The sequence below is a fragment of the Muricauda sp. SCSIO 65647 genome, assembly GCF_021534965.1.
In the GTDB taxonomy this organism is placed as follows: domain Bacteria; phylum Bacteroidota; class Bacteroidia; order Flavobacteriales; family Flavobacteriaceae; genus Flagellimonas_A.
Map to the genome: position 1 here is coordinate 2,031,988 of NZ_CP091037.1, position 16,756 is coordinate 2,048,743.

At 42.9% G+C, this 16,756-nt stretch carries 15 protein-coding genes; 9 read left to right on the forward strand and 6 right to left on the reverse strand.

All coding sequences use genetic code 11. The annotated features are described in order from the left end of the window. Window positions 1–6: 6 nt before the first annotated feature. Window positions 7–2,016 carry a sensor histidine kinase gene (locus tag L0P89_RS09030; RefSeq protein WP_235264774.1) on the forward strand — a complete coding sequence of 670 codons (2,010 nt, stop codon included), beginning with the start codon at window positions 7–9 and terminating at the stop codon, window positions 2,014–2,016. Beyond that, window positions 2,013–2,660 (forward strand): response regulator, encoded by a 648-nt coding sequence (locus L0P89_RS09035; RefSeq protein WP_235264775.1) that lies wholly within the window; start codon window positions 2,013–2,015, stop codon window positions 2,658–2,660. The genes L0P89_RS09030 and L0P89_RS09035 overlap by 4 nt, the downstream gene beginning before the upstream one ends. A gap of 118 nt (window positions 2,661–2,778) precedes the next feature. Here the strand turns inward: L0P89_RS09035 and L0P89_RS09040 are convergent, their stop codons facing one another. Beyond that, a complete protein-coding gene (locus L0P89_RS09040) occupies window positions 2,779–3,309 on the reverse strand; it encodes a GNAT family N-acetyltransferase (RefSeq protein ID WP_235264776.1) in 531 nt (176 codons plus the stop codon). A 36-nt stretch (window positions 3,310–3,345) separates the two neighbouring features. Here L0P89_RS09040 and L0P89_RS09045 point away from each other — a divergent pair, with 36 nt between their 5' ends. Genes L0P89_RS09045 through bioD form a run of 3 tightly spaced genes read left to right on the forward strand, consistent with a single transcriptional unit; the run spans window position 3,346 to window position 5,496 of the window. Continuing rightward, complete coding sequence (locus L0P89_RS09045) at window positions 3,346–4,506, forward strand: aminotransferase class I/II-fold pyridoxal phosphate-dependent enzyme (protein WP_235264777.1); 1,161 nt, start codon at window positions 3,346–3,348, stop codon at window positions 4,504–4,506. Beyond that, a complete protein-coding gene (locus L0P89_RS09050) occupies window positions 4,499–4,885 on the forward strand; it encodes a DUF2007 domain-containing protein (RefSeq protein WP_235264778.1) in 387 nt (128 codons plus the stop codon). The genes L0P89_RS09045 and L0P89_RS09050 overlap by 8 nt, the downstream gene beginning before the upstream one ends. After that, window positions 4,882–5,496 (forward strand): dethiobiotin synthase, encoded by a 615-nt coding sequence (gene bioD / locus L0P89_RS09055; protein ID WP_235264779.1) that lies wholly within the window; start codon window positions 4,882–4,884, stop codon window positions 5,494–5,496. The genes L0P89_RS09050 and bioD overlap by 4 nt, the downstream gene beginning before the upstream one ends. Here bioD and L0P89_RS09060 read toward each other — a convergent pair. Further along, window positions 5,488–6,975 (reverse strand): ArnT family glycosyltransferase, encoded by a 1,488-nt coding sequence (locus L0P89_RS09060; protein ID WP_235264780.1) that lies wholly within the window; start codon window positions 6,973–6,975, stop codon window positions 5,488–5,490. The two genes, bioD and L0P89_RS09060, sit on opposite strands and share 9 nt — an antisense overlap. Before the next feature lie 67 nt (window positions 6,976–7,042). Here L0P89_RS09060 and bioA point away from each other — a divergent pair, with 67 nt between their 5' ends. The 4 genes from bioA to L0P89_RS09080 are packed head-to-tail and all read left to right on the forward strand — an operon-like array spanning window position 7,043 to window position 11,585. Further along, window positions 7,043–8,323 (forward strand): adenosylmethionine--8-amino-7-oxononanoate transaminase, encoded by a 1,281-nt coding sequence (bioA, locus tag L0P89_RS09065; protein WP_235264781.1) that lies wholly within the window; start codon window positions 7,043–7,045, stop codon window positions 8,321–8,323. An 8-nt stretch (window positions 8,324–8,331) separates the two neighbouring features. Next, on the forward strand, window positions 8,332–9,498 hold the full coding sequence (locus L0P89_RS09070) for a beta-ketoacyl synthase N-terminal-like domain-containing protein (protein ID WP_409557544.1): 1,167 nt from the start codon (window positions 8,332–8,334) through the stop codon (window positions 9,496–9,498). 58 nt (window positions 9,499–9,556) lie between these two features. Further along, window positions 9,557–10,657, forward strand: coding sequence for a biotin synthase BioB (gene bioB / locus L0P89_RS09075; RefSeq protein ID WP_235264782.1), 1,101 nt, complete (start codon window positions 9,557–9,559; stop codon window positions 10,655–10,657). A 58-nt stretch (window positions 10,658–10,715) separates the two neighbouring features. Further along, on the forward strand, window positions 10,716–11,585 hold the full coding sequence (locus tag L0P89_RS09080; protein ID WP_235264783.1) for a cupin-like domain-containing protein: 870 nt from the start codon (window positions 10,716–10,718) through the stop codon (window positions 11,583–11,585). Here L0P89_RS09080 and L0P89_RS09085 read toward each other — a convergent pair. The 4 genes from L0P89_RS09085 to L0P89_RS09100 all read right to left on the reverse strand — a co-directional run bounded on the left by L0P89_RS09085 (window position 11,582) and on the right by L0P89_RS09100 (window position 16,643). Next, on the reverse strand, window positions 11,582–12,007 hold the full coding sequence (locus L0P89_RS09085) for a regulatory protein RecX (RefSeq protein ID WP_235264784.1): 426 nt from the start codon (window positions 12,005–12,007) through the stop codon (window positions 11,582–11,584). The two genes, L0P89_RS09080 and L0P89_RS09085, sit on opposite strands and share 4 nt — an antisense overlap. Before the next feature lie 56 nt (window positions 12,008–12,063). Then, the gene (locus L0P89_RS09090; RefSeq protein ID WP_235264785.1) at window positions 12,064–14,439 is read right to left on the reverse strand and encodes a glycogen debranching protein; all 2,376 of its coding nucleotides are present in this window, start codon (window positions 14,437–14,439) and stop codon (window positions 12,064–12,066) included. A gap of 96 nt (window positions 14,440–14,535) precedes the next feature. Continuing rightward, a complete protein-coding gene (locus L0P89_RS09095; RefSeq protein WP_235264786.1) occupies window positions 14,536–16,083 on the reverse strand; it encodes a ribonuclease E/G in 1,548 nt (515 codons plus the stop codon). Between the two features lie 269 nt (window positions 16,084–16,352). Then, window positions 16,353–16,643, reverse strand: a complete 291-nt coding sequence (locus L0P89_RS09100; RefSeq protein WP_045801496.1) for an HU family DNA-binding protein — start codon at window positions 16,641–16,643, stop codon at window positions 16,353–16,355. Window positions 16,644–16,756: the final 113 nt, after the last annotated feature.

Sequence of the window (16,756 nt, forward strand, 5' to 3'; positions counted from 1 at the left end):
GTAGTAATGGTAGGCAAAAGGTTCATCAATTGTAAGCATGCGACAATTCTATCTGTCTTTTTTTCAGTGCTTTTTTCGTTTGCCGTAGCTACTTTACAGGCCCAAGACAATTACGCCCAGCAGATTGGGCAGCTGCAACAGCAGATAGCACAATCACCGAATGATACATCGAAGGTTATACTCTACAATGAACTGAGCCTAATACATATGCTGCTCAACAATGAAGAAGAATTGCTCAGCACGGCAGAAAAGGGCTTGGCATTGGCGAGAAAGTTGGATTTTCCGAAAGGAGTCATAAAATTGAATTTACATAAGGCCATTGCCTTAGATATTATGGGCCAAGCAGATATTGCCCTGCCGTTGTACAACGAAGGCTTAAAAATGGCCATAGACCAACAGCAAAAAGACCAGGAAGCCATATACTATATCAATATTGGGGCATGTTATTACTTCATCGGTAATATGGATTTGGCCCTGAAGAATTATCTTTCGGCCTATGACATGAAAAAACATTTAGCGAATGAAGAGCTTGGTAGATTGCTCAATAACATTGCTATTATTTACCGTAACCAAGAAAATTATGTCAGGGCCGAAGAAATATACCTCAAATCGTACGCGCTCAAGCAAGAGGTTCAAGACAGTCTGGGCATGGCCACCAGTCTAATGAACCTAGGGTTGATGTATAATACAATGGAAGGAAAACAAGCCCTGGCAATTTCGAACCTAAAAGAAAGCCAAAGGTTGTGCAGGCTTTTGGGAGCTGAATATCATGTGGCCACTTGTGACGTAGCACTGGGGAAGATTTATTATGAGCTTGACAGTCTTGCCTTGGCTAAACAAAGATTGGAAAGAGCTTGGAACTTTTTTGAGGAAACCCCCAGTATAGACTATAAAATCTCGACTTTGGGGCTATTGGGAAATGTGGCCAGAAAAGAAAAAGATTACGAAAAAGCAGAAACGTATATTGAAGAAGGCCTGAACCAACTGATTGCATCTGATCAAAGAAAAGACCATGTAGAGTTTTTATACAGACTGAGCACTGTAAAAAATGAATTGGGAAAAAGCACAGAGGCCTATACTTTGCTGAGAGAAGCTTATGCCATAAATGATACCTTGAACGATAACATTCGCATACAGGCCATGGAAGAGATGCAGGCCAAGTTTGATGTTGAAGAAAAAGAGAATGAGTTGGAGATAAGTGAATTAAAGTTGGATAGGCGAACGAGGCAACGCAATATTTTTCTATTTGGCGCAGGGGGTCTTGCCCTGTTTGCCATGACCGTTTTCTTTTTTCTTCGACATCGAATCAGGGCCAATAAAAAAATTGCCGCCCAGAATGCGATGTTGCAAGAACAAAGAATTACCGAGTTGCAACAAAAAAATAAGCTCTTGACCCTAAATAGCATGATTGAAGGTCAAGAAGCCGAACGAATGCGTATTGCCAAAGACCTTCATGATAGTCTGGGGGGGCTGCTGAGTACGGTCAAGGCCCATTTTACCACCATTCAGAAAGAAATAAAGCAAGTAGAAAAAATCGATCTTACCGAGAAGACCAATGAACTGATCGATGAAGCATGTGCTGAAGTACGGCGTATATCGCACAATATGATTCCCCATGCCCTGACCCTTTCGGGCTTGCCCGTAGCATTGGAAGATAGGGCAGACGCTTTAAGAGCAGAGGGGTATCAGGTTGAATTGAATATTAAAGATTTTCCAAATGATATGCCAAAAACCAAACAGGCCATGTTGTTCCGGTTGGTTCAAGAGGTCATCGCGAACATTAGAAAACACGCGAAGGCCAAGAATATTCTAATACAAATTTTGGGAGACAAAAATGGGTTGAGCCTTATCATGGAAGATGATGGGGCAGGATTTGATTATGAAAAAGCGATACTTGCCGACGGGGTAGGCCTGAAGAGCATCAATAGCCGGGTTGAATTTTTGAACGGAACCATTGACTGGGATACGGCCTTTGGTGAAGGCACAACAATAACCATAAATATTCCTAGGGCATGATCAAAGTATTCATTGTAGACGACCACAAAATGGTCATACAAGGATTTAAGTTGTTGTTGCAAGACGAAACGAAAATCGAGATTGTAGGCCATGAATTTGATGCCGAAACCGCCCTTCAAAAGGTGTCAAAGCTACAGCCAGAGGTCATCTTACTGGATATCAACATGCCCGGTATGAACGGGATCGATGCTTGCAAAGAGTTCATAAAGTTGTTGCCCGAGGTAAAGATCATAGCCATAACCATGCACAAAGAGAGCAGTCTCATTAAAATGATGCTAGGTAATGGGGCCATGGGCTATGTATTAAAAAATGCTGGCAAAGATGAGTTGGTAGAGGCCATAGAGACCGTATACAAGGGTAAAATGTATTTGGATGACATTTCGAACGAAATTGTCATCAATACCCTATCCAATTCAAATAGCAAAAGCGAATACGATAGCTTATTTCCGAAACTTTCACGCAGGGAAAAAGAAGTGCTCAAACTTATTTTAGACGAATATACTACCCAAGAAATTGCCGATAAGTTGTTCATTGGTTTTGGTACTGTCGAAACCCACCGCCGTAATATGCTTATAAAAACAGGTACCCGAAATACCGCTGGGCTGGTTCGGGTGGCCTTAGAATATGAGCTGCACAAAAAATGATGCCGACCGATCATCCTCTTTTTGTTGTTTTGTCGAAATGAAAGATAAAAAGGTCATTGTATTGGCCGATTAGCATATTTTAAACTGAGAAAAAGCCCGCTCGGTAGAGCGGGTTTTTTTATTCCCACACTATTAAGTGCCACTCTTTTTCTTTCGATATATATCTTTTTAGAAGTGTAAAACCAATGGTATAATGGGCATTCAATGACCTGACATTTTTGGCATCGACCTCGGTGATGATTTTGTTGAAGGTCGGGCTCAAGAATTGCTTCATTTTTTGGTACAATTCCCTAAAAATCCCTTTCCCACGATACTCTTTGGCAATGCAGATTTGCCCCATTACAATATAATCACTTTCGCAGAAATTAGATTTGCTGATTTCATTGAACATCGGCTTCAGCACATTGATCTCATTACCAAATTTTGGATGCATCGACAAGGCATAGCCGACCACCCTATCACCGTCAACCGCAATGGTATGCGGGCTGACATCATTCATTTTTCTCAATAACCCAAAAGTATGTTCGACGGTCAAAAAACCTTCTTTTGACTTTTCTTCTTGAGTTAAATTTTCAGATAGGTTTTGTTGTTGTAAATCCAAAATCTGCAATAGTTCACTATCAAGAGAGGCTTGCTTAAAACGAACCATGTACGTGCTTTTCAATAAAGATAGTACATTTGAACCATGCCAAAGCTCCCCAAAAAATCGCTGCTAAAACTTGAGAGAAGACGAGAAGCAAATGCTTTGCGCACGCTTTCTTTGCACAGTGATGCGATTGATTTTTCGTCCAATGATTATTTGGGTTTTGCAAGGAATAAGAAAATCGAAAAGGCCGCACAAAGAATCATGGCGGGCCAAGACATTCTTAATGGGGCAACGGGGTCAAGACTGCTGACGGGCCATCATGCTTTACTCGAGCAGCTAGAAACATTTTTGGCCACTTACCATAATGCTGAAGACGCATTGGTCTTTAATTCGGGCTACGATGCCAATTTGGGTTTTTTCTCATCAGTACCGCAAAGGGGCGACCTAATTTTCTATGATGAATTGGCACATGCCAGCATTCGCGATGGTATTGCATTAGGCTTGGCCAAAAGCTACAAATTCAAGCACAATGACATAGAAGATCTGGCCCTTCATATCGGGCGAAGTCGTGATAAGGGCGGTAATCAAGATCAAGAAATATTTGTAGTGACCGAATCGGTCTTTTCCATGGACGGTGATTCTCCTGACCTAAAGGCGTTTGCAGCATACTGTGCCGAAGAAGGGCTACATCTAGTGGTCGATGAGGCCCATGCTACGGGCGTTTTGGGCAACGGCAAGGGACTGGCTTCAGAATTGGGTATCGAAGAACAGGTATTTGCACGACTGGTCACTTTTGGAAAGGCCCTGGGCTGTCATGGGGCCGCTATTTTAGGAAGCCCCTCTTTAAAGATATATCTGCTGAACTTTGCCCGTAGTCTCATTTACTCTACCGCCCTGCCCCCCCATACTGTTGCAACAGCGCTTTCATCGTATAAACATCTGGCTTCTGAGGAAGGAAAAAAAACGGTGGAGTCATTGCATGACCGAATTCATTTCTTCTTGCAGAAGAAAAGGGAATATGATCTTCAAGACGTATTTTTGCCCAGTGGTTCGGCCATTCATGTGGCCGTACTGAAAGGAAACAAAAGGGTAAAGCAATGTGCCGAACAGTTAAAGGAAAACGGCATTGATGTTCGCCCCATTTTGGCACCTACGGTGCCCGAAGGCCATGAACGTTTGCGGATATGCCTGCACGTTTTCAATACGAAAGAACAAATAACAAAAGTATTGCAGTTGATTACAAAATTTTACCATGGGTAAAGATTGGGTGGTTTTGGGAAGTTTTGAGTTTCTCGCCGATGTACAGGTCATCAAGGGCAGACTTGAATCGGAAGGCATAAAAACACGCTTAAAAGACCAGAATACGGTAAGTGTTGAACCCTTTGCCAGTACAGCTCTCGGGGGTATTAAGCTCTTGGTACATAGAAACGATGAAGAACAGGCAAGAACCATTTATGATGAGATACGAAATTATGCCATCGACAATGATGGAAATTTGATTACCTGCCCAATTTGTGGTGCGCAAAAAAGCGAGGTCTATTACGCCAGAAACACATTGCTTTATAAATTGTTCCCCTTTTTTGAGCCCAAAAAATACAAATGCAACAACTGTAACTTTCTTTTTAAGGCAAAAAAATGAAAATTTTTGTAACGGGAATATCCACCGAAGTAGGAAAAACCATTGCATCGGCGATATTGGTCGAGGCACTGCAAGCCGATTATTGGAAACCTGTTCAGGCAGGCGACCTGCACTATTCTGACAGCGATAAGGTCAAAGAAATGATTTCCAATCCGAAATCGGTCATCCATCCCAACAGCTATGCCCTGAACACGCCCATGAGTCCGCATGCGGCAGCAGAAATCGACGGAATCAAAATCGATTTGAGTGACATTTTAGAGCCCAAGACCGAAAACCATTTGGTCATCGAGGGCGCTGGGGGGTTGTTGGTGCCCTTGAACGACAAAGACACCATCTTTGATTTGGTGAAACCAGAGTACAAGGTCGTGGTGGTCTCACGGCACTACCTGGGCAGTATCAACCATTCGTTGCTCACGATCAACGCGCTGCGGCAAAAAGGATTTGAGGTCGGAATTATCTTTAGCGGAAATGAACATCCTACTACCGAAAGCATAATCCTTAAAAAAACCAACGCCGTCTTTTTAGGTCGTATCGAGGAAGAAAAAACTTTTGACAAAAAAACGATTAAAAAATATGCCGAGTTGTTCGCCCAAGAATTGCTGTCATTCTAAGCGTTCATAAATGAGTCCTTTATCGATGGTTTCAAGCAACCTATAATGGCGACATAAATAGAGGTTGATATAGAAATTTAGTTCAATGAACTGTTTATCAAAAACACGTTTTTTGTTTCTTGCGACTATGATGGAGGGCCGTATTTCTTCCATGATATAGCGCAACTCCCCAGCACTTGATTTTCGGGGGCTCTGCATATAGGGGAAAAGAGTTTCCCGAGTGATATTGCTAGGGTGGGTGGCCACTTTTGTTGGCGGGGTTACGCCCAATACCCAATATCCGATATGGTATTCGGCAAAAAAGATATTGTCTGTTTCCAGTCCTTCATCGACAATGTACTTCGGAATGTCGATTCCCTCACCATTGAAAAAAGAGCCTTTGTGTATTTTGTTCTGTATGATATTCGCATATTCCAAATAAGATTCCATAGGAACAAGCAGTGATATAATGAAAATGGCCGGTACGTGGTTAAATCTTTTGGCCCAAGTGATTTTTGAAAGGGCCATCCCAATCAAAATCAATAAAAATGGATACAATTGAATCAAATAATGGCCGTTCACTTTTCCCGTTTGCACAAAAGAAAAGGCAATGCCAAAAATGATGAGCATGAGCATCGCCACTTCTCTTTTTTTGATGTCGAGCAGTTGTTTTTTGTAGCCCCAGGCGCACAAAGCCATTAGCAGTATCAAAAAGGTAAATGCCTTGAGCACAGAGTCGATCTTTGTACTTGAATAGGCCATGGGTGCCCTAAAAACCGATTGCCACCAAAGCGTTGGTTCACCTGATAAAACATAGAGTAGCGCCGTAAGAAAAATAACCATGCACCCACCGGTCAAAAGAAGCGACCATTTGGGCAGTTGTTCTTTAATGGTATTGTCACGAAACGCTTCCCATACCAAGTAAACACCCAAGAAAAGCAACGGATAGGCCATATTGAGTTTTGACATGAACGAAAGCCCGAAGAGTGTTCCCGAGAGCAATACCCAGTACCAGTTGTTTTTGAACAAAAACAGATAAAGCCCCATCACAAAAAAGGCAATACAGATATGTTCTGACATGAATCCCTGAAGACTTCCAAAAAGACTTTGAAAGACCACAGCAAGTATGGCAACCCAAAAGGCTATCCTTTTTGTGACCATCTTACTTCCTATTTTATAAGTGAAAAAAGCGGTCAGGGCAACAAAAAAGGCACCGAGAAGGCGAATGGCCACAAAACTCTTTCCAAAAACATGGATAACGGCTGCAAAAACCAAAAAAATAATGGGTGGTTTAAGATCCCATAATTCGGTATAGGGCAAATGGCCATCGACCCATGATTGCCCCATGATAATAAATGTGCTCTCATCGCGATCTATGTAGTCACGAAAGAAAAAGGGAAAACGAACAAAAACCGAAATGCCCAACAACCAAAAAAAAATCACCTTTTCCTTGATTTTTGAATACTCAGGAATAAAAAAAAGAGCGACTTTTTTAAGCATTTTTTGTGTCAGGTTTTTTGGTATTAATCCCCATCTTTGCAAGATAGATAAATCAAAGGCTTTGTCTGTGCACACTACTACAAAAAGTTTGACCGAACGCGATCAAAATCACCTATGGCACCCTTTGACGCAACATAAGCTTCACCCAGAGATGTTGGGTATTGTCAAAGCAAAGGGCGCGTTGTTGTACGATGAGAGCGGAAAAGAATATATCGATGGTATTGCCTCATGGTACACAACAATGTACGGGCATTGCAATGAATATATTCTAAGCATGGTGGGGAGGCAGATGCAGCAATTGGATCAAGTGGTCTTCAGCGGATTTACCCACCTGCCAGCCATTGAACTGTCTGAAGCCCTAATCAACATATTGCCCGATAACCAACAAAAACTGTTTTTCTCTGATAATGGTTCGACCTCGGTCGAGGTAGCCGTTAAAATGGCTTTGCAATATCATTTCAATAAAGGGCACAAAAAGAACGTGTTACTTGCTTTTGAGGAGGGGTTTCACGGAGATACCTTTGGAGCCATGTCGGTCTCGGGACTTTCGGTCTATAACGGTCCGTTCGAGGACTTTTTCCTTGAGGTTAAACGCATTCCCGTACCCGAAGGGAAGAACATCGAGAAAATACTGCAAGAACTTGAGAATCTTTTAGGTGAAGACAACACGGCCGCTTTTGTATATGAACCTTTGGTGCAGGGCGCGGCTGCCATGAAGATGCACGATGCCCATGGATTGGACCAAATTCTGGCGTTGTTGAAAAAATATGGGGTATTGCTCATTGCTGATGAGGTGATGACGGGCTTTGGTAAAACGGGAACTTATTTTGCTTCTGACCAAATCGAGACCAAACCAGATATTATTTGTCTTTCAAAAGCGCTGACAGCTGGTTTGGTGCCCATGGGGCTTACCACCTGTACACAAGAGGTATATGATGCTTTTCTTGATGATGATATTGCAAAAGGTTTTTTTCATGGGCACACCTATTCGGCAAATCCGTTGGCTTGTACCGTGGCTTTGGCTGGCATTGAATTACTGCGATCGGAAAAAATTCAACGAAACATCACCAATATCATGAAATGGCACGGTGTTTTTGCAGAGGAAATAAAAGAGCACCCAAAAGTGAAAAACGTGAGGCGTTTGGGGGTTATTTTTGCCCTTGATCTAACTGTTGACATGCAGCGCTATGGCAATCTGCGTGACAAGTTATTCAACCATTTTATGAATGAAGGTGTGTTTTTAAGGCCTTTGGGCAATACCATTTATGTTCTGCCCCCTTATGTCATCACAAGGGAACAGATGGAAAAAGTGTATGCTTCCATCCGTTCGGCCATTGCCCTTTTTTAATTCTGACCATGTTGAAAGTCCCCATCTATATCACTGCGCTGTCGTCGATTTCTTCTTTGGGAAGTTCGTCGGCGGAACTATGGAAATCGTACCAAAACAAAAAGCATTTTCTTTCAAAGGCCGACATCGGCGAACAAGCGGTTTGGGTCTCTGAACTGCTCCCTGAGATAAGAGAAGAGATAAAAATTCTTCGTCATCAAAATGAGAAATACAAAAGCTTGGATGATTCCGTGCTGTTCGCCATATATACTTCTAGAAAGGCAATCGAAAATGCAGGTTGGGGCAAAGGATCGCGATTTGGCATAAACATTGGCTCATCACGTGGAGCGACCGCCCTTTTTGAACAATATCACAAAGAATTTCTCAATGATGGAAAAACGGCCACGTTGACATCTCCTACCACCACTTTGGGAAACATTTCGTCATGGGTTGCCCATGATTTGAAATCCCACGGCCCAGAAATCTCGCATTCCATAACCTGTTCTACCTCGTTGCATGCTGTCTTGAATGCCGTGGCTTGGCTTCAAAGCGGACTGGCCGATAAATTTTTGGTGGGCGGCAGTGAGGCATCACTGACGCCTTTCACTATTGCCCAAATGCAGGCGCTGAAGATCTATGCCATGGCTGATAATGAATACCCATGCAGGGCCCTTGATTTTGATAAAAGACAAAATACCATGGTCTTGGGCGAGGCAGCGGCAATGGCCTGTCTTGAAAAAAGCGCTTCAGATAAAGCTTTGGCCGCTATAGTGGGTATAGGCTATGCGACCGAACCTTTACAACATAATGTCTCCCTTTCGACCGAAGCACATTGTTTTCAAGATTCCATGAAAATGGCTTTGGGAGAATTGGCCCCAGAAGTAGTCGACGTGGTCATCATGCATGCCCCTGGCACCGTCAAGGGCGATGAGGCCGAGTTCAAAGCGGTTGAAAAGATATTTGGTGAAAACATTCCTGCGATCGTTTCCAACAAATGGAAAGTTGGGCATACTTTTGGTGCTTCCGGTATGTTGAGTCTTGAAATGGCATTGTTGATGATGCAGCACCAAAAATTTGTTCCGACCCCATTTTTTGAGCAAAAGCATCCTGAAAAAATAAAATATGCAATGGTCAATGCCGTCGGATTCGGGGGCAATGCGGTCAGTATTTTGTTAAAGGCGACAAATGTCATATAATGTTCGCAATGAATAGCCCTATAATTGCAATTTGGTAGATAAGAATTACATTTGAAGTATGAGCGATATAAAACATAATTGGACCAAAGAAGAAATTCTAGCTATTTACAACAAACCTTTAATGGAGCTGCTCTATGAAGCGGCCACGGTTCATCGAAAATACCATGACCCGAATACGGTTCAGGTCTCTACCTTGTTATCGATTAAAACCGGAGGGTGTTCTGAAGACTGTGGATATTGCCCACAAGCGGCCCGTTACCACACAGATATCGAGGGCAATGACTTGATGTCGGTACAACAGGTAAAGGCCCAGGCACTTCGTGCCAAGGCTTCGGGCAGTTCGCGGGTATGTATGGGTGCGGCATGGCGAAATGTAAAAGATGGCCCCGAATTTGACCAAGTACTTGAAATGGTTCGCACGATCAATAAGTTGGATATGGAGGTCTGCTGTACCTTGGGCATGGTTACCGAAAATCAGGCCAAACGTCTTTCCGAAGCAGGGTTGTACGCCTATAACCACAATCTTGATACTTCTGAAGAATATTACAAAGAGGTCATCTCGACCCGTGGTTATGAAGACCGTCTACAGACCATTGAAAACGTACGCAAGACCAATGTCACCGTTTGTAGTGGAGGCATCATTGGTATGGGCGAAGCAGTTGAGGATAGGGCCGGAATGTTGGTATCGCTTTCTACCCTAAATCCACAACCCGAATCAGTGCCCATAAATGCTTTGGTCGCGGTAGAGGGCACTCCGATGGAAGAACAGAAGCCTATTGAAATTTGGGAAATGATACGTATGGTGGCCACAACCCGAATCGTGATGCCCAAGACACAGGTACGGTTATCAGCAGGCCGAACCCAGATGAGCAGAGAGGGGCAGGCGCTGTGCTTCTTTGCAGGGGCCAACTCAATTTTTGCGGGAGATAAGCTGTTGACGACCCCAAATCCTGATGTCAATGAAGATATGGCCATGTTTGAAGTATTGGGGATTCACCCTCAGAAAGCATTTGATAAAGTGCCACAACGAGAAACGGTCGAAGCAATTGATTCGCAGTTCGAATCTCTTGGCGAGAAACCGAAATGGTCGCGTCCCGATCATAAAATAGAACGGAACGAGGTAGCAAAAGAAAAAGCCAAGCTGGTTCGCAACCAATAAGTTTAGCTAACATTTTCAAAACCTTTTTCTAACTTAGCCGTTTCAAAAAGCATACGTTTTGGAACTTGACCTTCAACAGATTCCCCGAGAAAAAACACTTACCAAAGAAGCATTCTTGAGGAAGTATTTTAGGCCTCAGAAACCTGTGGTCATCGAGAACTTCATTGAAGATTGGCCCGCGTATTCGAAATGGAATCTAGGGTACATGAAAAAGGTGGCGGGTGACAAAACGGTGCCATTGTACGATAACCGCCCCGTCAAACATGATGAAGGCTTCAATGAGCCTCATGCCAAAATGAAAATGGGCGATTACATCGACCTGTTAAGAAGTGAGCCCACCAAATACCGTATTTTTCTTTGGAACGTATTGAAAGAAGTGCCCGAGCTACAAAAAGATTTTTCATATCCTGATTTTGGGCTCCGTTTGATGAAAGGGCTTCCCATGTTGTTCTTTGGGGGGAGAGACAGCTACACGTTCATGCACTACGACATCGATTTGGCAAACATCTTCCACTTTCATTTTGAGGGAAAAAAAGAATGTATCCTCTTTCCCCAGTCTGAGACAAAATATCTTTATAAAATTCCCCATTCGTTGATTGTCAGGGAAGATATCGATTTTCATGACCCCAATTTGGAAAAATGGCCCGCACTGCAAAATGCCCGAGGTCATATAGCACATTTAGAGCATGGCCAAGTACTTTATATACCAGAGGGTTATTGGCATTACATGCGATATGTGACGCCGGGTTTTTCAATGAGTCTAAGGGCGATTGCCCGAAAGCCAAAAAATCTGGGCAGGGCACTTTACAATATTTTCTTCATGCGGCATTTTGACAATATGATGCGCAGGTTTAAGGGCCAAGCGTGGATTGATTGGAAGAATGATCAAGCGTTGATCAAGACCCATCGGGCGTTGGGTATTTCTTAGATGAGCTCCTTTATTTTGGCATAGACCAAATCACTTTCCCAACCTCTATAAAGCAAATAATCGGCCAATTTTCTTTTGCGTTTCTGCGGATGTGTTTCATCAATCTGGGAAAGACGTTTTTTTGACAGCTCATCCAACGTATTCAAATAGTCAGCTTCATCTATTTCTTTCAAGGCACTTTTGATATTGAACCTTGAAATTCGGCGCTCTTGTAATTCAGAAACAATACGTTTTTTGCCCCATTTTTTAATAGTGAACTTACCTCGTGCAAAACTTTTGGCAAAACGTTCTTCATTGAGGTAATTTTCTTTGATAAGATGGGCCATGATATGGTCAATGGCCTCGGGAATCATATGTATCTCCCTGAGTTTCTGAACCACCTCTTGGTGACAACGTTCTTGATAGGCACAAAAGCGTTCCATTTTTCTTTGTGCCTCTGGTACCGATATGTGTCTTTTTGTCCTAATGGAAGAAAGCATTACGGTTTCTCTGAAACCACGACCAATTTTTCATTTGAGGTGAGAAAAACAGAATGCCCCTGTTCTTGAACGGTTTCGGCCTCTCCAATTTCCAAAGAGTAAGAGCCATCGGGGAGCTCAAGTCGTATGGTCCAATCAGGATTTGTCTGTGATACCTCGAGTCGCAATCCTTCCGAATCATCTTTATAGAAAATGGAAATTTCATTGTCGGCAACACTTATATTTTCAAGCGAAGCATTGTTCCATGATGAGGGCATTTTTGGGCTGATGACCACTACTTTTTTGTGGGCCATGGGCCGTATCCCAAAAAACTGTTGCACGATGGGTATGGCAAAGGCGTAGATATTCCATGCTTGAACCATCATACCGTAATCGGGTGAGACTTCGTACATGCTTCCCGGGAGGGCATAGCTGAAACTTCGTGTCATTCGTTTAAGATAACCTAATGCCTCATCTGGGCGGCCATAGTTGTTTTCGGCCACGGCCTGCACACCTGTGGGCAGGGTCATTACCGCCCCGGTATAAGAGAACACCTTACTACCCTCAAATGAACCATCATCTTTGCCCGCAGATTCATCCCTGTCAATGCCCGTCACGAAAACGCCAAACGGATTTGTGAACTTTCTTGCCGTGTTCAAGGCGGTTATGGCTTTTGTAGAGTCGGCGATGCCCATTTCCATAGGAGTGTTGACCACCCAGTTGTGGTGCAGTACAAAAGGCTTCAACTCGTCAGAAGGGTTTTGTTGAATCTGTTTTTTGGTCGCTTCAAGCTCTTCGATGGCCCAAGGTTTGTTCAAGGTATCGGCCCTGATCACGGCATCTTCGATCAAATGGATGGCCTGCTTGTCAGTGCCCAAGAAATCAGCATAAGAATTGAACTCTTCTGACCAAAACTCGTTATTGATTTTTTCTTTTAGTCGCTGAGCTGTATCAGCGTAACCCAATGCCAAATCTTCCTTTCCCAATTCTGCTGCCATTTTTGAGGCATCATCAAAGGCCCTTTGCGTGTAGGCGGCCACATCGATCATCTCGCTATCAAGACCATGTATCTCCATCATACCGAAACCATCGGGAAACAAGTTTTTGTTGGTATCATTTTCGGCCAATAACCAGTCTAAACCCTTTTCGACGGTCGGAAAATATTTTTCAAGAAATTGTTTGTCGCCGTTCCATTTATATATTTCCCAAATAAGTGAGGCGAACTGTGGCGTTTCATTAATGTTACCTTCGTTGAAAACGGTACCGTTGGTCGACATTTCATGAATTATTTTTCCATTTCCGTTTAGGGCCATTGATACACTGTCAAGTAGTTTGATGGTGCTGTAAACAGGTTTGGTCTGACCCACGGTCATATACCCCCTGAGCGCATATTCGCTGTCAACACCAAACCACCATGGGTAATCGGGAATACCAGCCCCGATGCCCGTTCCGATTTCGGGAACGCTTCTGACCAACCAATCACAATTGTATTTTAGCCATTCGAACGTCTGTTGTAAGTCTTCATTGGGAATGGTCAATTTAGATTGACTTGACAAGTCTTGGTAACGCTTTTTTTTCTCTTCTGCCAGTTCATGGAAATTTTTTTGCACGGTAGCATAGTTGTGCAAGGCATCTACACGTGAAGTATAAGATCCCGCTATGGTAAAGTTCATGATCTTATCAGAATTGGGTTGAAGGGAAATCGAATAGGCCAATGCGTTTGATTGACTATTTTCATCTGCTCTTCTAGGGATGGATTGGTTCGAATCGGGCAATAAGTCAGCCCCAAAAACAGTGAACCATGTATTTGACCCATCTTTCACTATCCATTTGTTTTTCTCAAATTCACCTGAATCAGGGCCATCGAACATTTGGGTGCGTTCGCCCAACCATGTGGGCCTTAAATCAGTATGCCCAATGAACTCAAAGACTGCATCTTGGCTTTTTCCACTGCTATTTTTAATGACGAACTGGACGAATACCGCCTGCTTGCCATCGGGCACGAACTGCCAACGCTCAACAACTATCCCCCTATCTGGGAAGTCAAAGATGTGCTTGTTTGCAAAAGGATAGTTGGTGAACCCTGATGCTTTGTTCAAGGTCAGCGTATCGTTGTCGATGGTAAGTTTGGCATCGAAACCGTCCATCAACTTGATAGGGTGGTTCCAGATACCGCCCATCTCTCCCTTTATGTGCCACCCTAGGGTGGGGAAGCTACCATCTTGGTGGCCGACCATATAAACGCGGTCACCGGCGGTCACGTAGGGTGATTCGAGATATTCTTCCTTCCCTGTAATGGATGGGGAATCTTTAAGAACTTCTGAAAGTGTCTGTTGGGTTTCTGTTGAGCAGCCAAAAAGAAGGGCAGCAAAAAGACAATGGTAGATAGTTTTCATAGTCGAAGTTGAACAGGTCGTTTTCCCAAAAATACCATATTGTGCTGAAATGTATGAAACAAAAAAAGCGGCGTCGCTCAATGCGACGCCGCTTTTTTATCTTATGGTCTTGCCATCTTTGTCCTTAAAACGATATTCAAGGTATGTATAGGCATCCCTGGGCTGTATCTTGACCCATTTTTTGTGCTCTAAAAACCATTTCGAGCGTATCGAGGGAAAACCTTTTGTCAAAAAGGCCGCAATGAAAGGGTGCAGGTTCAGTACAAGCCCCTTGTTCTTGTGCGGTCCATTCAGAATCCTCTCTAGATCGGTGTTGATTTTGTCGATCAAAACAATGGGGGCTTCAACCTCTTTGCCATTGACACTGGGTTTTTCCTCACTTGTTTTGATGTTCATTTCAGGTCTTACCCTTTGCCGGGTAATCTGCACCAGCCCGAATTTGCTGGGAGGAAGGATTTTGTGTTTTGCACGGTCATCTTTCATTACTTCCCTTAGGTGGTCATAGAGTTTTCTTCTATGCTCGCCCTTGGTCATATCAATGAAGTCGATAACGATAATACCGCCCATATCGCGAAGCCGCAATTGTCTTGCAATTTCACTGGCCGCCAGTAAGTTTACCTCTAAAGCAGTATCTTCTTGGTTCTTTGCCTTGTTCGATCGATTGCCGCTGTTGACATCGATAACATGTAAGGCCTCAGTGTGTTCGATGACCAAATAGGCCCCTTTGCTCATTGAGACCGTTTGGCCAAAAGAGGTCTTGATCTGCCGTTCGATCCCGAATCGTTCATAAATGGGGGCCGAACCACTATAATGCTTTACAATGGAAACTTTTGGGGGGGCGATTTCATGCAAATAATCCTTGATTTGATCATAAAGCTCTTCATCATCTACATGGATACCGGTAAAACTGTCATTAAAAACATCCCTTAAAATAGAGGATGCCCTATTGAGTTCGACCAATACCTTTGATGGATGCGGTGCCTTGTAGATCTTCTTGCAGAGTGCCGACCATTTGGTCAGCAGATTCTGTAGGTCTTTATCTAGTTCTGCAACTTTTTTGCCTTCTGCAACGGTTCTTATGATGACGCCAAACCCTTTTGGCTTGATACTTTTTACCAAACGTATCAATCTATCTTTTTCTTGTTTGCTCGCTATTTTCTGCGAGACCGATACCCTATCTGAAAAAGGCACCATGACCAAATAACGGCCTGCCAAAGACAGTTCAGAGCTGATTCTGGGGCCTTTGGTCGAGATGGGCTCTTTTACGATTTGTACCAAAATAGATTGGTTGGCTTTTATCACATCATTGATACCGCCATTTTTATCAATGTCTTTTTCAAATGGAAAGTTTTTTAGGGAATAATCTCTAAGTTTCCCCGTACGAACTTGTTTGATGAATTTCAACAGTGAAGATAGTTGGGGGCCAAGATCATGGTAATGCAAGAACGCATCTTTTTCATACCCGACATCTACAAAAGCGGCGTTGAGCCCCGTGACGGGTTTTCTGATTTTGGCCAAAAAGATATCTCCGACAGAGAAATTGTTGTCGTCTTCATCTTTGTGCAATTCAATGAGCTTTCCATCTTTTAACAAGGCAAAATCGACTGCATCAGGACTAGATCTTACGATTAATTCTGTATTCACCTGAATCGATTTTTACCCATACTGCAATTATTTTGTGCAGTACAAGTGATTAAACATTATTCTGAAACCGGTTTTAGACCGGTTGAAATCCTTGTTGTGAATCTCTTATGTCAAAGAACGTATGGGTTTAAAATGAAAAAGTAGTCTTGCAACTACTTTTTCTTATGTCGGTTGGCTCTCCTTCTCTTTTTTCTTTTATGGGTCGCCACCTTATGTCTTTTTCTTTTCTTACCACTAGGCATAGGGTTCTCCTTTTAGGTTAGTAACTTTTATTTCACCTGTACGTTGCTTTTTACTCCCTCTACAAATACCTTGGCAGGCTTGAATGCAGGAATATTGTGCGCGGGAATCTTTATCGTGGTATTTTTAGAGATGTTTCTTCCGGTCTTTTCAGCTCTCGTCTTGATGATAAAGCTTCCGAAACCTCTCAGATAAACATTATCACCATTCTCCAAGGATGATTTTACCTCCTCCATAAAAGATTCAACAGTCGCTTGTACATCACCTTTTTCCATTCCCAGCTTCTCTGAGATCCTAGATACAATATCCGCTTTCGTCATTTTGATAAATAAATTTTTCGATTTTTTAGGCTTGCAAATATATGAATTAATATCAATCTATGGGGTAAGCCCTTAAATTTTAAGTATATAAACTGCTACTTTTGCAGATTAGT